We start from the raw sequence: 14,788 nt of genomic DNA on the forward strand, positions 1-14,788 counted from the left end.
TATGTTTGATCTGGGCTGGACCGAGCTTCTAGTCATCGGCGTCGTTGCCCTGATCGTTGTGGGGCCAAAGGATCTGCCGGTTTTGTTCCGTAATGTCGGTCGTTTTGTCGGCAAGGCCCGTGGCATGGCGCGCGAATTCAGCAGTGCCATGAACGAGGCGGCGGATCAGGCTGGTGTAAATGACATCAAAAAAGGTCTCAACGCGGCCACTAACCCTGTAGGCAGCGCCATGGATGGTGTGAAAGAAGCCGCGCAGGACCTGGCCAAAAGTATCGACCCCACCAAGTTTGACCCCGATAGCGAGACCGGTAAGCTGGCCGCCGAACGGGCCGAGCAGGCCAAGAAGATTCAGGCCTCGACCGCACGTGCTGCGGCTGAGCGTAAGGCGAAAGAAGCCGCCGAAGCGATGGCCAAGGCTGAAGAGGCCGAAGCCGCGCTGAAAACCGAAGGCAAATCATGACCGACACAGACGAGATCGAAGACAGCTCGGCCCCATTGATCGAGCATCTGGCGGAACTGCGCACCCGGCTGATCCGCGCGGTCATTGCCTTTGTAATAGGCATTGTCCTGGCCTTTACGGTCGCGGAACCGATCCTGCAATTCCTGGTCCAACCAATCGAGGCAACGCTGCGCGATCTGGGCGATCCGTCTCCGACTTTGCAATATACCTCGCCACAGGAATATCTGTTTACGCTGTTCCGAATTTCGATGGTGTTTGGGTTTGCGCTGGCCTTCCCGGTGATCTCCTATCAACTCTGGCGCTTTGTGGCGCCCGGTCTGTACAGGTCTGAGAAGGGCGCTTTCCTGCCATTCCTGGTCGCCTCGCCGTTCATGTTCCTGCTTGGGGCATCATTTGCACAATTCGTGGTAACGCCGCTGGCCATGCAGTTCTTTTTGGGCTTTGCGGATGTCAGTTCGATTTTCGCCAATCTGTTGTCGGCGACTACCGGAGATGTTCCAGAAGAGATCGTGGTTGTGCCCGAAACCACCGAGGGCGTGAAGATCACGTTCTTCGGCAAGGTGAATGAATCGCTAGATATCACGCTGAAATTCATCCTTGCCTTTGGCCTGTGCTTCCAGCTGCCGGTTCTGCTGACCCTAATGGGCAAGGCCGGTCTGGTCAGCGCCGAAGGTTTGGGCAGTGTCCGCAAATACGCCATGGTGGGCATTCTAGTGCTGGCCGCCCTTGTGACGCCGCCGGATGTGATCACTCAGATCATCCTGTTTGTCGTGGTCTATGGCCTCTATGAGGTGTCGATTTTCCTTGTCGCCCGAGTTGAGAGAAAGCGCGAGGCCGAGCTGCGCGCAGAAGGCTACTATGACGACGAAGAAGAGGCGGATGCCGATATCATCCACGAAGAAGACGGCAAATAAACGTCGATCATGCAATGAACAGGCGCGCCCATCCCGGCGCGCCTTTTTCATGCGCCACTCTTGTCGCGCCGGGCGGAACATGGTTTGAGACCCTCCAAGCACGACCGGAGGCCCCAATGGATACACAAGCTCTGAACCGTATTGCCGACGCGCTGGATCGCATGGCCCCGGCGCCTCTGGCCGCGCCCGATTTTGCCGCAGCTCCGGCTTTTGTCTGGCATGTCGAACCCGACCGCCTGGAACCGGTTAAGCAGGTCAATCGGGTCGATTTGGATCTCTTGGTGGGTATCAACCGGTCTCGCGATACACTATTGGACAATACACGCCGCTTTGCCGCTGGATTTAAGGCCAACAATGCGCTGCTCTGGGGCGCGCGCGGTATGGGCAAATCCAGCCTTGTCAAAGCGGTCCACGGCACCCTGCAGAACGAACATCCCAATCTGAAACTGGTTGAGCTTCAACGCGAGGATATGGGCTCGGTCTCGCGTCTGCTGAACCATCTACGCGCCGCGCCGCATCGGTTCATCCTGTACTGTGATGACCTGTCCTTCAGCCACGATGATCAGCACTACAAATCGCTCAAGGCAGTGCTGGACGGTGGCATCGAAGGTCGCCCGGAAAATGTGGTGTTCTACGCCACCTCAAACCGCCGCCACCTGATGCCGCGGGATATGATCGAAAATGAACGTTCCAGCGCCATCAACCCGTCTGAGGCCGTAGAAGAGAAGGTCTCACTGTCGGACCGGTTCGGGCTATGGCTGGGTTTCCATCCTTGCGATCAGGACGAATACCTTGCCATGATCGACCGCTATTGTGCTTCTTACGGCGTCTCGGTCGACGCAGACACCCTGCGCGCCGAAGCGATCGAATGGCAAGCCACACGTGGCGCGCGCTCGGGACGTGTGGCATGGCAATTCTTCGTCGATCTGGCCGGAAGAAACGGTGTTCACATCGCGTAATCCGCCGGCTTCATCTGGCTAAAAATACCTCCGCCGGAGGCATGGCCCTATGGGCCATTCCTATAACAGAGCCAGAATGCGCGCCGCTTCATCTGCGGTGCTGGTCAATGCCTCCCGATCCTCACCGGGATGAAACCGGGCACGCACGGCAGTTGGCATGGCAGCCGGTTCCACGATGCTCACACGCGGCCCGGTGCGCTCAGTTTCCAGCGCCCAGCTACGGGCCAGAGCCATCTGCGCCGCCTTGGTGGCACCGTAGATGCCATAGAATTTCTCGCCCGCCTTCGGATCATCGAAAAATACCGCATGGCCGGCCTCACCCAGCAAAGGCGTAACATAGGGGATCAGGACCGACGTGGCGGTTGCGTTGGTGTTGATGGCTTTGGTCCATTCCTTGGGGTCAATGAAATGGGTCGGCGTCAGGGCCGAAGTGTGAACCGCAGTATGCAGCCACAGGTCCACCTTGCCCCAGCGATCATGGATGCCACGACACAGTGTCGCCATCGCATTCGGATCGGCAATATCCATCGGAGCCAGGGTGGCTGAACCGCCCTTTACTTTGATGCGGTCGTCCAGTTCTTCCAACCCGCCGGTGGTGCGGGCGACAGCGACGATGTGGTACTCTGGTGCCAGCGCCTCGGCCAGGGCAGCGCCCAGCCCGCGTGAGGCCCCGGTGATGAGGGCGATTTTAGTCTGATCGGTCATGACTGCGGTTTGAACCCAAGCGCGCAGCGCGTCAAGACAGGATTAGCTGCCCGGGATCGCTATGCGCGTCGTCTGACCGCTTTGTCGCAGCATGATGCCCTCGGCATCAATGGCCACAATAGTACCTGAAGACACACGGCTGCCCAGCTTGACCTCTTTGACCCGGCCAGAAGACATCCGCATCAGCGCGCGCATATCGGCTTTTGGCCCAAACACCCCAAGCAGGGTGACAGAGTTTTTGCTAAGCGCGCCCTGTTGCGTGGCCGCGCTTGTGACGGTTTTGTTTGACATAGAGTGCGGCTGCGGCACACGGCCCCAACCCCTTTTGATGAGTGGTTGGAGGCGGACTATCAAACGCAACAAGGGAACAAAAGGTCCGGTGAATTGTCCGTTCCGTCACTTTCAAAAGGCAGTCGGTGAACCCATTGCGATTGCATTTCCTTCGCCAAAAAGTTGTGCGCGGAAACTAAGCGAATTTACACCGATGCAGTCGGAAACCGCCCGGCTTGAACCGGGCAGAGAGCTACCGATTCGCCGGGAACTTATCCCGAAGCCAGCTTGGCCGCGTTCCAGGATCCGCCGGGCACCTGCATGTCTTCACGTTTCTTACTAACGCGTGAACTGCTCTCGAGCGTATCCAGATAGTCTTTGCTGACGCTTCCGGTGATATATTTTCCGTCAAAACACGAACAGTCGAACGCTTCGATTTCTGGATTTCCTTCCTTGGCGGCCCAGATCAGATCGTCCAGATGCTGATAGATCAGGGCGTCTGCACCCAGCTCCTGCCGGATTTCCTCGACCTCTTTGCCATGGGCAATCAGCTCATGTTTGGTGGGCATGTCGATGCCATAGACATTCGGGTATTTCACCGGCGGTGAGGCGCTGGCAATGTAGACCTTCTTGGCTCCAGCCTCGCGGCACATTTGCACAATCTTCTTGATCGTGTTCCCGCGGACGATGGAATCGTCGATCAACAGAACATTGTGGCCGTCAAACTCTAGCGGAACCGCATTCAGTTTGCGGCGCACGGATTTCTGACGTTCGGCCTGACCGGGCATGATGAACGTTCGTCCGACATAGCGGTTCTTTACCAGTCCTTCGCGATAGGGGATGCCGGTGATCTTGGCCGCCTCAAGCGCGACGGGGCGGGCGCTGTCTGGGACCGGGATGATCCGATCAATCTCAAGCCCTGATTCCTGGATCTGTTTGGCCAGCGTCTGCCCCATACGCATCTGCGTTTTATAGACAGAGACGCCGTCCAACAGAGAATCCGGACGCGCGAGATAGACATATTCAAAGATACAGGGTGTCAGCTTGCCTTCGACCGCCTGGAATTCGTGCATGTTGCCGTCCAGGTCGATCAGGATAGCTTCACCAGGGCGCAGGTCGCGCATCTTGTTGAAGCCGTTGATGCCAAAGGCCACATCTTCCGAGGCAAACGCAAAGTCGTCGCCACCGCTTTCGGTTTCGCGGATGGCCACCGAGAGCGGGCGAATTCCGTGCGGGTCGCGGAAGGCCAGCATTCCGACACCTGCAATCAGGCAGATCACCGAATAGGCGCCCTGTACCCGTTCCATCGTCATCTTCACACCGGCAAAGATATTGCGAATGGGCTCGGCGTTGCCATTGACCTTTATTGCGTCAGCGACCTTGTCCGCCAGAACGTTCAGCAGAATTTCCGAATCTGACGTTGTGCGCAGGTGGCGGCTGTATTTTCCGGTGACCTTCTCACGCTGTGCGGCAGTGTTGGTGATATTGCCGTTATGAACCAGGTAGATGCCATACGGGGCATTCACGAAGAACGGCTGCGCCTCGGCCGCGCTGAGCGACCCGGCGGTCGGATAGCGCACATGGCCAATGCCGACCTTTCCAAGCAGGGTATCGGCGTCCTGAGCGTTAAACACGTCCTTGACCAGCCCGTTGGCCTTCTTTTCGCGGAAGAACTCTCCGGTATACGTGACGATACCCGATGCATCCTGACCCCTGTGCTGTAGCATCAGAAGCCCGTCATAGATTTCCGCAAACACATCATGTGTTCTGCTTGCGATCCCCAAAATCCCACACATGTACGGGCTCCAAATTACTATGACGATTTAAGTTGTGGCGGTGTTCGGAACATCAGCATGGCGGTGTCTTTGCCTGATACTTCCCATAGATCTTGGGATGCAGACGCGCCCTGGTCGCAAGCGGCAGGCGCGAAAGAAAACAGATACAGCAAGATCGGCAGCTCCGATTCCATGTCAGTTCGGACTTCACATAAAGCCTTACGGAGGCTGTGTCATCAAAGGATCACATTTGCGATTTGACGCAGGTGGAATTTGCCACAATGGCCGAACAAAAGGTGACAGGTTTCGCAGCTTGTGCTGTCATAGAGGAAACAATCCGAAACAATAGTTTCTTCAAGCCAAGCGGATTTCAGACATGTGGCAAAACAATCAAGGTCAGAAAAAGCAAGAACCGGTAAAACGCCGGTGCCACCGATGCCGTGGAATGGGGCGCGCACCCTGTCAGATTTGCGGAGGCGCAGGTGAAGTGATCAAAAGTCGGGACATTTTTGGCAAGCCCGTCATGTCCCGTTGCGAAGGGTGCTTTGGGCTGAAAAACATCAGATGCACCGTTTGCGCCGGAGAAGGGTTTGTCTAAGCCGAATTGAAAAAGCCCGGCTTTGACCAGGCTTTTGCTTTATTCCGCTGCAGGTGCTTCAGGGGCGGCAGGTGCGTCGGATGGATCGGCGCTTTCACCACAGCTGGCTACCAGTTCTTCATATTGGGATGTTACCCACCCCAGCGCGGCTTCGGGGTTTTGCTCTTCGATTTTGTCGCTGAATTGTTCGAACACTTTGGCTGACCGGCTTTCATCGACGATGGTGTAGGATTGGCCCGTCATGACTGTGTCATAGACGAAGAAGGCAATCGCCACCAAAAGGATGCCGCGCGCGATTCCAAAGAAAAACCCAAGTGCCTGATCCAAGCCGCCCAGTGCAGACCGTTGCACAAGAGATGAGAACAGTGGGGTAAATATACTAACCACGATCAGGGCAATGGCAAACACGCCAGCGAACCCGGTGATAACCGACAATTCACAACTGTCGCGCAGGAAATCTCCGACAACGGGGATTTCTTTGACCAGTGGAACGGCCTGTGGTGCGAAAATGAATGCCAAAACTGCCGCCGCAACCCATCCCGCGATCGCGAGAATTTCCCGCAATAGGCCACGGGAATAGGCCAGCAGACCCGATATAACGATGATCAGGGCAACTACCCCGTCAATTATTGTAAAACCTTCCATGGCCCTCGCCCGTAATTTTTTCTGCCCCTCAAGGCGTTACCTTAACCTGCTCCGAAGGTTTCGCCAACAAACCCTACCAAATCAGAGGGCCGGGTGAGTGTCAGACCTGCCACAGTACCGGTTTTCCCGCCTGCCGGAGCTATGGCGGATGTGAAACCAAGTTTTTGGGCTTCTTTCAACCTGTTTTCTGTCTGAGGGGCCGGTCTAAGTGCCCCGGACAACGAGATTTCTCCGAAAACGACGGTGTCCGTTGGCAGGGCTGTGTCCTCGCGCGCGCTGAGTAGCGCGGCAGCAACGGCAAGGTCCGCGGCTGGCTCGGTGATTTTAAGCCCACCTGCGACGTTGAGATAGACATCGAGCCCGGCAAAGGGGATGCCGCAGCGGGCTTCGAGCACGGCAAGGATCATTGCCAGCCGTCCGCTGTCCCAGCCGACGACGGTTCGGCGAGGCTGAGAGTGGGGGGATGGGGCAACCAGCGCCTGAAGCTCGACCAGAACCGGCCGTGTCCCTTCGATACCAGCAAATACGGCCGATCCGGGGCTGGGCTTGCCGCGTTCAGATAGAAACAGGGCCGACGGGTTTGTGACTTGTGCCAGACCCTTGCCTGTCATCTCGAACACGCCAATCTCATCGGCTGGACCAAACCGGTTCTTGACCGCGCGCAGAATGCGGAACTGATGCCCGCGTTCGCCTTCGAAATAAAGAACGGTATCGACCATGTGTTCAACCACGCGGGGGCCAGCGATCTGACCATCTTTGGTGACATGGCCAACCATGATGATTGAAACTCCGTGTCGTTTCGCAAACGTGGTCAATTCATGTGCTGCGGCGCGGACTTGTGACACTGAACCCGGTGCGCTGTCGACGTTGTCGGCCCACATGGTTTGAATTGAGTCGATGATTGCGAGACCGGGTTTCTCGGCTTCCAACGTGGTGAGGATGTTACGCAGGTTGGTTTCGGCGGCCAGTTGCACAGGCGCATCTTCAAGCCCTAACCGGCGCGCGCGCATCCTAACCTGCGCGCTGGCTTCCTCGCCCGAGACGTAAATGGTTTTCACACCCGCACGCGAGAACCGGGCCGCGGCCTGCAGCAAAAGGGTGGATTTGCCGATGCCCGGATCCCCACCTACCAGTAAGGCCGAGGCGGGGACGAGTCCGCCTCCCAGCACGCGATCCAGCTCCTCGACCCCGCAGAGCGTGCGGGGAGGGGGAATTTCCTCGGTCGACAGGTCCGTGAGTGTGATGGACTGGCCACGCTTGCCGCCGAGGGATTTTTTGGCCGGGCCAGCCGAAAGGGGTACGTCTTGCGTGATGGAATTCCATTCACCGCAACCGTCACAGCGCCCGGACCACCGTGAATGAGTGGCACCGCAGGCCGAGCATGAAAAAGTTGTCTTTGCCATGGCGCCCTTGGTGCCCGAGGAATGGCGGTTCTTCAAGCCCTCGTGGGCCTTCATCTCCGCCGGTAGCGCGCCATATCCTCAGGCCCGTTTGGGCTATCGTCCATGGCGGGCGCTGTCGCGCCTATTCGGCGGCGCGAGGTGGCGACATGGCTATGACGCTCGACGGCTTCGATACACCGTCCTTAGGCTGCTGCAGTTGCGCCGACAATTCCGGCAACAGTTCGAAAAGTTCGTCGCGCAGACGGGTTAGCTGAGAACGAGCGATGGATTCCTCGATTTCAACATCATGGGTCCACTGGCGCAGCTCGTGCTGAATGGTTTGTGCCTCTTCCAGCCGTTGCTGAAACAGTTCGATCTCTTCCTGGCGTTGCTGCAGGAATGTGCGGGCACGGGCGATGCGGGTATCCCCGTAAGTTTCGGCCAGTTCTTGGCTGATCTGGCTCATTTGCGCGGCCAACTCCAGAATCTCTGGTTCGAGCGATTGTAGGTTGGGATGTTGGCGCAGGAAGGCCATCCGCTCTTTGACCGCATCAAATTCGGACGACAGGATAAATGCCCCGCTGCGGTCCTGCGCATGGGCCAGCTGATAGGCATGGGCGATGTCGTGCATGTTCAGCGCAAATTTACGGTGCGCGTTTTCCAGCGCCATCATCCGGGCATTCGCAGGAAGGTAGAAGGCCAGCATCAGGATCAGAGCGGTCAGGCCAATCTGAACATAGATCCCGGCGTCTATGATGGTACCGCCCGCCAGTCCGGCTTGCATGGAAAGCCATGGCAGCACGCCCAGGGCGGATAGCATAGTGGTTGCGAAGGCCAGAAATGCCGCGGAGCAAATCAGAAAAAATGTCAGTCGTAAAAATGCGTTTTGAAACTGTAATGTTAACGTGTGGAGTGCGGTCATGTTCGACGATCTCCTTCTCAAACCGATACATATCGGGCCGAAGCGGACAAAGGTTGAACATAATTTTTGATCCGCTACGGACCGATCACTACAAGAAACTGGCTGCTCGAAATATTAAGATGATACTCAGATAAGTGTTTTCAATCAATTAGGTCTGATGATTTCGTGATCTGGATGTCATCTCGGTAATAATACCTAGGGCGATTGAGGCCAGAATACAGGCCGTAAACAGGTAAAGCCCCCATGCGGTTTCGATGGTCGCGTAAGAGATGCCTTTGGCCAGAGTGATATAGAGCGCGATCAGGAAAATGTCGGCCATCGCCAGCTTGCCGAGGATGTTCAGCGCCGGCTGAACGCGCGCATCCAGCAGGTCCCATTGGATCAGGGCGGTGCCGATGGTTTTCAGATAGGGGGCAAAAAGGGCAAAGACGGTGACGATCAGCGCGAGGAAGATATCGGACTTCCAAAGGGACTGGAGCCCGGTGATGACGCTGATTTCGCTGAGGCCGAAGATGGGCAGAAATCCCGCGCGCATCAGCGGAGCGAACCACGCGATGGGGTAGAGGATCAGCAGAGAGAGGGTGACGAGGCGGAGGGTCATTATAGATACTCTTCGGAACTTTTCGATGAGGTGAATATTTAACCTCAGTCTGTATTGTGCCTATACCGATATCCGAAACGCTATTGATACACATCACTTTGTTTACGAAAAAATTTATATGGCTGAACCTGTTATAAAAATTGTCGAAGGCCCGTCCCCAACCCAGAAGGGGGTTAGCGAGGCTATAACTGTTGGCCTCGCGGGGGTTCTTTCAGCGGGAAGTGTCGCTGCAGACATTATGCCATTTGATCGCGAACAGTTGTTTGGCGTAATGCATTTTCGCCTCCAGGAAGCGCTGCAGGCGCAACGCAGGGCGCGTTGGTTCGGTGGAAAAATTTACAATCGATTTTCAGGGCAAGATCCCAATTACGTTCTGTTTTCGGGAACTCATCTGGGTCAAACATTGGCGCTTGCCCGGATTCAGACGCCAGATTTTGTGGTCCCGCGTGGGAAATATTTGCTGCGGCTAGATTATGTAAAAGAAGCCTACGAGAACTTGAAACAAGAAAGGAAAGGTGCGCCTGTCTAACGCACCGCCTCTATCGGCCCCTCAGCACTACCGCTGATGAACTGTTCCACATAGGGGTCGCCCGAGGCGTCCATCTGCCCGACGGGGCCGGTCCATTGGATCACGCCTCCGTGCAGCATGGCGACGTTATCGGCAATCGCGCGGACCGAGCTCATGTCGTGGGTGATGGTCATTGCGGTGGCGCCCATCTCGGTCACGATCTCGCGGATCAGGTCGTTGATGACGCCTGACATGATGGGGTCAAGGCCGGTGGTGGGCTCATCGAAGAAAATGATCTCGGGCTCGGCGGCGATAGCGCGGGCCAGGCCCACGCGTTTTTGCATGCCGCCCGAGAGCTCGGCCGGGAACCGGTCGGCCACATCCGCTTTCAGGCCCACGCGACGCAGTTTCTCGATGGCGATCTCGCGCGCTTCATCCACGGGGCGTTTGAGCGAGCCGCGCAACAGGCGGAAGGCGACGTTTTGCCAGACGGGCAGCGAGTCGAACAGCGCTCCGCCCTGAAACAGCATTCCGAACCGGGCCAGAAAGGCATCGCGGTCGCCTTTGGTGGCGTCTTTACCGTCTACATAGACCGTGCCGCTATCGGGTTTGATCAGGCCAAGAACGCATTTCAGAGCTACCGATTTGCCGGTGCCCGACCCGCCGATGATGACCATCGAGGTGCCCTTGGGGATCTCAATATTGACGCCTTTGAGGACCTGATTGGACCCAAAGGCTTTATGTACATTCTCCATCCGGATCATATCGAGAAGAACACCCCTGTCAGAACGAAGTTTGCAGCCAGAATCATGATTGCGGCAGCCTCGACCGAAGATTTGGTCGCAGCGCCTACGCCCTGCGCGCCCCGGCCCGAGTTCATGCCGTAGTAACAGCCCATGGTCGCAGTGATCAGGCCAAAGGCCGCGCCCTTGGTGAGCGAGGAGACGATGTCATGAAATTCGAGGAAATTCATGGTGTTTTGCAGGTAGGCCGCGGCGTTGAAGCCCAGGCTTTGGGTCGCCACGATATATCCACCCGCAATGCCGATCACATCGCCCACAGCAACAAGAATCGGCACGGTAATAACGGCGGCCAGCACCCGTGGAGCGGTGAGGTACTTCATCGGATGGGTGGACAAAGTTACCAGCGCGTCGATCTGCTCGGTCACTTTCATGGTCGCAATTTCCGCAGCGATGGAGGATGTGACCCGCGCTGCAATCATCAGACCACCTAGAACAGGCCCAAGCTCGCGCACCATGCCAATCGCTACGATTTGTGGCACCACAGCTTCGGCATTGAAACGCGCACCACCTGCATAGATCTGAAGCGCCAATGCACCGCCAGTAAATATCGCCGTCAGGCCGACCACCGGCAGGGACATCCAGCCGATATTCATCAGAGCGACCGCAAATTCGCGCGGATAATAGGGGGGGCGGAAAATATGTGAAATCGCGTCCACAAAGAACAGAGCGACCTTGCCGAAATTTGCAAGCAAAGACAGGGCTGTACGTCCCAACCCGCCCAGCATTGAAAGAGGGTTCATTCGATATAGCCCCGAGAGTAGCGCGCGCCTAGAGATGTCAGAATTTCATACCCGATGGTGCCGGCGGCCTCGGCCAGATCATCTACTGTCTGGTGACCGTTGAGAATACGCAGGCGTTCCGGATCCTCGGGCAGATCCGTTACGTCGATGGTGATCAGATCCATCGAGATCCGGCCAACAACGGGGCAGGGCTGGCCTCCTACAAAGGCGTCGATGCCACCGCCGATTGCACGATGCAGCCCGTCCGCATACCCGGCCGCAACCGTGGCAATACGGGATTTGCGCCGCGCGACCCAGCTGTTGCCGTACCCCACACTTTCGCCGGGATCGACCTCGCGCACCTGAATGACCGGAAGGTCGACGGTGACGACGGGTTTCGCATCGGCAAAGGGTTGTCCGCCATACATCCCGATGCCGGGACGGCAAAGGTCGAAGTGATAGTCGCTGCCCAGAAGGATACCGCCGGTGGCCGCAAGCGATCTGGGGGCCGCACTTCCATCGGTCAATTCGTGGAACACGCGCAGTTGGTGGCGATTCATCGGGTTGTCAGGCTCATCCGCACAGGCGAGATGCGACATCACCAGCGACGGATTAAGCGGCTCAATCTCGGTGCGCAACGCGGCCCAGTCCGCAGGCTCAATCCCCAAGCGATTCATGCCGGTATCCAACTGGATTCCAAAGGCGTGTTCAGGCAAGGCCTGACGATGGCGGCGGAACTGTTCGGACGAATTCAGCAATGGCGTCAAATTGTGTTGGCGCAGAAGGTCGCTGTCGCCTTCCATATGTCCAGAAAAAACACTGATCGTTGCGTCGGGCCCGACAGCCTCGCGCACGGCAGCGCCTTCTTCGGCGGCCGCGACAAAGAAATTTCTGACACCTTCTTCAGCAAGTGCGGCAGAGACAGGACCAGCGCCCAGGCCATAGGCGTCGGCCTTGACCACGGCACCCGTTTCACAGGACGTCTTTGCATCAAGCGCCTGCCAGTTGCTGGCCAGCGTATAAAGATTGATCGTTAAGCGTGCAGTACTCATGCGTCTGTTCATGACATTGGATCGCGTCAGGTCAAGGGGGGTCGCGGCGATAATTGACCTGTACGTTGCGCATAACGGCACCTTGAGGCCGGGAAGCGGGTTGAAACAGCGTAAATCTGCGTATTGAACATCTGAGGGCGCCAAATCACTATTGTGCGCACATCGTGGTCAACCATGATCGGGTCAAGGTGATCGTTCACTAATACCCAAGGGGGCCTGTTGGGATGAAAACATGATTGAACTCTCGTTTGGGTACAAAAACCAGAGCAGTAGGTTGCCTGATTTCTTTTATGATGTGTTCTCTGCTTCAGAGGGGGCCGAGGAAGGACGGGCCATACAATCTTTGATCAGGGAATTGCTGAAAACCGAGCCCGATCAGGATCTGCAGGGATGTGTTGCGACTGATGGGGGCGATCTTCTGGGATGTATCATGTTCTCGCGCCTGACCTTTGATCAGGATCCGCGACGGGTGTTTCTGATGTCGCCCGTGGCCGTGCGGACGGATCGACAACAGGGTGGGGTCGGGCAGAAGCTGATCACCTTTGGTCTGGACCAACTGCGGGCCCAAGGCGTCGATTTTGCAATAACCTACGGAGATCCTTCATATTACGGCAAAACCGGTTTCCTGCCCATTTCTGAGGCATTCGCGCAACCGCCAATGCCGCTTAGCCAGCCGATCGGATGGCTAGGGCAATCTCTGTCTGGTTCACAGGCTGATCCAATGGTGGGGCCGTCACGCTGTGTCAGTGCATTTGACCGGCCCGACCTTTGGTGACGGTCAGTAGCCTTCGATCTGACCGTCCTGCTGCCAGGGTTTGACGAGGTTCCCAAAGCGGGTGAACTGTGCTTCGAAGGACAGCTCGACCGTACCGATGGGGCCGTGGCGCTGTTTGCCAACGATCACTTCGGCCTTGGCGTGCAGGCGTTCCATGGCCTGCTTCCACTCTTCCATCTTCTCCAACTCATGATCGCCGGGCTTTTCCCGTTCTTTGTAGTATTCCTCGCGGAACACGAACATCACCACGTCGGCATCCTGTTCGATCGAGCCTGATTCCCGCAGGTCGGACAGTTGAGGGCGCTTGTCGTCTCGGTTTTCAACCTGCCGGGATAGCTGAGACAATGCGATGACCGGGATGTTCAGTTCCTTGGCAATGGCTTTCATGCCCATCGAAATCTCAGCGATTTCGTTGACGCGGTTTTCGGCCATGCCGCGACACAGCTGCAGATAGTCGATCACCAGCAGGTCCAGACCGTGGGTCCGTTTCAACCGCCGCGCACGGGCGGCAAGCTGCGAGATCGGCAGGGCCGGGGTGTCGTCAATGAACAGCGGGCAGGCTTCCAACTCCTTGGCCGCATCAACAAAGCGGCGAAACTCACCCTCGGTCATGTCACCCTGGCGGATCTTGTGGCTCGAGATTTCCGAGGCTTCGGCCAGAACCCGGCCCGCCAACTGCTCGGCGCTCATTTCCAATGAGAAGAACCCGACAACGCCGCCGTCAATCGCGCCTTCGGTGCCGTCGGGTTTCAGCCCGCGCTTGTACGCTTTGGCTACGTTGAACGCCACGTTTGTCGCCAATGAGGTTTTCCCCATCGACGGACGCCCGGCCAGAATGATCAGGTCGGACGGGTGCAAGCCACCCAACTGCTTGTCCAAATCGGTCAGACCGGTGGAAATCCCGGCCATTCCACCACCGCGCTGATAGGCCTCGTTGGTGACGTTGACAGCCTCGGTGACCGCCTTGAGGAAGGATTGAAATCCCTGTTCTGTCTGGCCTTGTTCAGACAGCTGATACAACTGCTGTTCAGCCTCAACGATCTGTTCCTTGGGCTCGCTCGCCACATCGACCCGCGCCGCCTTGTCCGAGATATCGCGGCCAAGCCGGATCAACTCGCGCCGGATGGCAAGATCATAGATCATCTGAGCATAGTCATGCACCGCAAACGCGCTGATCGAGGCCCCGGCCAGCTTGACCAGATAGGCCGGACCGCCCAGTTCCTTCAGGCCTTCATCCTCGGCCATGAAAGATTTCAGCGTGACGGGCGAGGCCAGCGCGTTCTTGGCGATACGGGTCGCGGCGACCTCGTAAATACGCGCATGGACCGGATCATAGAAATGCTCGGCCCCGATGATCGAGGCGACCCGGTCATACAGATCATTATTGGTTAGGATCGCACCCAGAAGCTGTTGTTCAGCCTCAATAGAATGCGGCATGGTATCGGCGTTTTGGATCTGTGCCGCTGCCTGCTCGATGCTGCTTATCTCGTTCATTTTGTCCCCGCTGCCCGTCCCGAGGTTCTATACGCGAAACGCCATTGCAAGCTATCTGGAAATACCTGTGGCTAACTGGGGGTAAGGCCTAGGGATAACTTTCCAGACAGTTTGGACGCTGTGGTGTGCTTGGCCTATTATGTAGGAAAGCGGGGAAAAGTCACCAGATATCGTATATGGTCAGCCGATTCTTTGGCGCTTATCCC

16 protein-coding genes are annotated in these 14,788 nt (G+C 57.1%); 5 read left to right on the top strand and 11 right to left on the bottom strand.

The features are described from left to right. Nucleotide 1: 1 nt before the first annotated feature. The 3 genes from tatB to AC2FHX_RS01855 all read left to right on the top strand — a co-directional run bounded on the left by tatB (nucleotide 2) and on the right by AC2FHX_RS01855 (nucleotide 2,333). On the top strand, nucleotides 2-460 hold the full coding sequence (gene tatB / locus AC2FHX_RS01845) for a Sec-independent protein translocase protein TatB (RefSeq protein ID WP_281994530.1): 459 nt from the start codon (nucleotides 2-4) through the stop codon (nucleotides 458-460). Continuing rightward, the gene (gene tatC, locus AC2FHX_RS01850) at nucleotides 457-1,374 is read left to right on the top strand and encodes a twin-arginine translocase subunit TatC (RefSeq protein WP_142633471.1); all 918 of its coding nucleotides are present in this window, start codon (nucleotides 457-459) and stop codon (nucleotides 1,372-1,374) included. Before tatB ends, tatC begins: the two co-directional genes overlap by 4 nt. A gap of 116 nt (nucleotides 1,375-1,490) precedes the next feature. Further along, complete coding sequence (locus tag AC2FHX_RS01855) at nucleotides 1,491-2,333, top strand: ATP-binding protein (protein ID WP_496700469.1); 843 nt, start codon at nucleotides 1,491-1,493, stop codon at nucleotides 2,331-2,333. A gap of 60 nt (nucleotides 2,334-2,393) precedes the next feature. On the opposite strand, the gene AC2FHX_RS01860 is transcribed toward AC2FHX_RS01855, so the two are convergent. The 7 genes from AC2FHX_RS01860 to AC2FHX_RS01890 form a co-directional block, all read right to left on the bottom strand. Beyond that, nucleotides 2,394-3,038, bottom strand: coding sequence for an SDR family NAD(P)-dependent oxidoreductase (locus AC2FHX_RS01860; RefSeq protein WP_496700468.1), 645 nt, complete (start codon nucleotides 3,036-3,038; stop codon nucleotides 2,394-2,396). Between the two features lie 42 nt (nucleotides 3,039-3,080). Next, nucleotides 3,081-3,329, bottom strand: a complete 249-nt coding sequence (locus AC2FHX_RS01865; protein ID WP_496688283.1) for a hypothetical protein — start codon at nucleotides 3,327-3,329, stop codon at nucleotides 3,081-3,083. A 251-nt stretch (nucleotides 3,330-3,580) separates the two neighbouring features. Beyond that, nucleotides 3,581-5,104: an amidophosphoribosyltransferase gene (gene purF, locus AC2FHX_RS01870; protein ID WP_281994533.1), complete on the bottom strand. Its 1,524-nt coding sequence runs from the start codon at nucleotides 5,102-5,104 to the stop codon at nucleotides 3,581-3,583. 616 nt (nucleotides 5,105-5,720) lie between these two features. Beyond that, complete coding sequence (locus tag AC2FHX_RS01875) at nucleotides 5,721-6,326, bottom strand: CvpA family protein (protein WP_142633482.1); 606 nt, start codon at nucleotides 6,324-6,326, stop codon at nucleotides 5,721-5,723. A 41-nt stretch (nucleotides 6,327-6,367) separates the two neighbouring features. Then, nucleotides 6,368-7,729, bottom strand: a complete 1,362-nt coding sequence (radA, locus tag AC2FHX_RS01880) for a DNA repair protein RadA (protein WP_496700467.1) — start codon at nucleotides 7,727-7,729, stop codon at nucleotides 6,368-6,370. A gap of 121 nt (nucleotides 7,730-7,850) precedes the next feature. Next, nucleotides 7,851-8,528: a DNA repair protein gene (locus AC2FHX_RS01885; protein ID WP_496700466.1), complete on the bottom strand. Its 678-nt coding sequence runs from the start codon at nucleotides 8,526-8,528 to the stop codon at nucleotides 7,851-7,853. Between the two features lie 250 nt (nucleotides 8,529-8,778). Further along, nucleotides 8,779-9,231 carry a paraquat-inducible protein A gene (locus AC2FHX_RS01890; protein WP_271947376.1) on the bottom strand — a complete coding sequence of 151 codons (453 nt, stop codon included), beginning with the start codon at nucleotides 9,229-9,231 and terminating at the stop codon, nucleotides 8,779-8,781. A 118-nt stretch (nucleotides 9,232-9,349) separates the two neighbouring features. On the opposite strand from AC2FHX_RS01890, the gene AC2FHX_RS01895 reads away from it, so the two are divergent. Beyond that, nucleotides 9,350-9,760: a hypothetical protein gene (locus AC2FHX_RS01895; protein ID WP_281994537.1), complete on the top strand. Its 411-nt coding sequence runs from the start codon at nucleotides 9,350-9,352 to the stop codon at nucleotides 9,758-9,760. Here AC2FHX_RS01895 and AC2FHX_RS01900 read toward each other — a convergent pair. From AC2FHX_RS01900 to alr, 3 genes are read right to left on the bottom strand one after another with little or no spacing between them, the layout of a single operon-like run. Then, nucleotides 9,757-10,503 carry an ABC transporter ATP-binding protein gene (locus AC2FHX_RS01900; RefSeq protein ID WP_282021912.1) on the bottom strand — a complete coding sequence of 249 codons (747 nt, stop codon included), beginning with the start codon at nucleotides 10,501-10,503 and terminating at the stop codon, nucleotides 9,757-9,759. The two genes, AC2FHX_RS01895 and AC2FHX_RS01900, sit on opposite strands and share 4 nt — an antisense overlap. Beyond that, complete coding sequence (locus AC2FHX_RS01905) at nucleotides 10,500-11,282, bottom strand: MlaE family ABC transporter permease (protein WP_142633494.1); 783 nt, start codon at nucleotides 11,280-11,282, stop codon at nucleotides 10,500-10,502. Before AC2FHX_RS01905 ends, AC2FHX_RS01900 begins: the two co-directional genes overlap by 4 nt. Beyond that, nucleotides 11,279-12,313: an alanine racemase gene (alr, locus tag AC2FHX_RS01910; protein ID WP_496700465.1), complete on the bottom strand. Its 1,035-nt coding sequence runs from the start codon at nucleotides 12,311-12,313 to the stop codon at nucleotides 11,279-11,281. Before alr ends, AC2FHX_RS01905 begins: the two co-directional genes overlap by 4 nt. Before the next feature lie 232 nt (nucleotides 12,314-12,545). On the opposite strand from alr, the gene AC2FHX_RS01915 reads away from it, so the two are divergent. Further along, a complete protein-coding gene (locus AC2FHX_RS01915) occupies nucleotides 12,546-13,088 on the top strand; it encodes a GNAT family N-acetyltransferase (protein ID WP_496700464.1) in 543 nt (180 codons plus the stop codon). Nucleotides 13,089-13,091: 3 nt separating this feature from the next. Here the strand turns inward: AC2FHX_RS01915 and AC2FHX_RS01920 are convergent, their stop codons facing one another. Beyond that, nucleotides 13,092-14,582, bottom strand: coding sequence for a replicative DNA helicase (locus AC2FHX_RS01920; RefSeq protein ID WP_142633499.1), 1,491 nt, complete (start codon nucleotides 14,580-14,582; stop codon nucleotides 13,092-13,094). Between the last annotated feature and the right edge of the window lie 206 nt (nucleotides 14,583-14,788).

This window comes from Ruegeria sp. CDSC042, assembly GCF_059610745.1.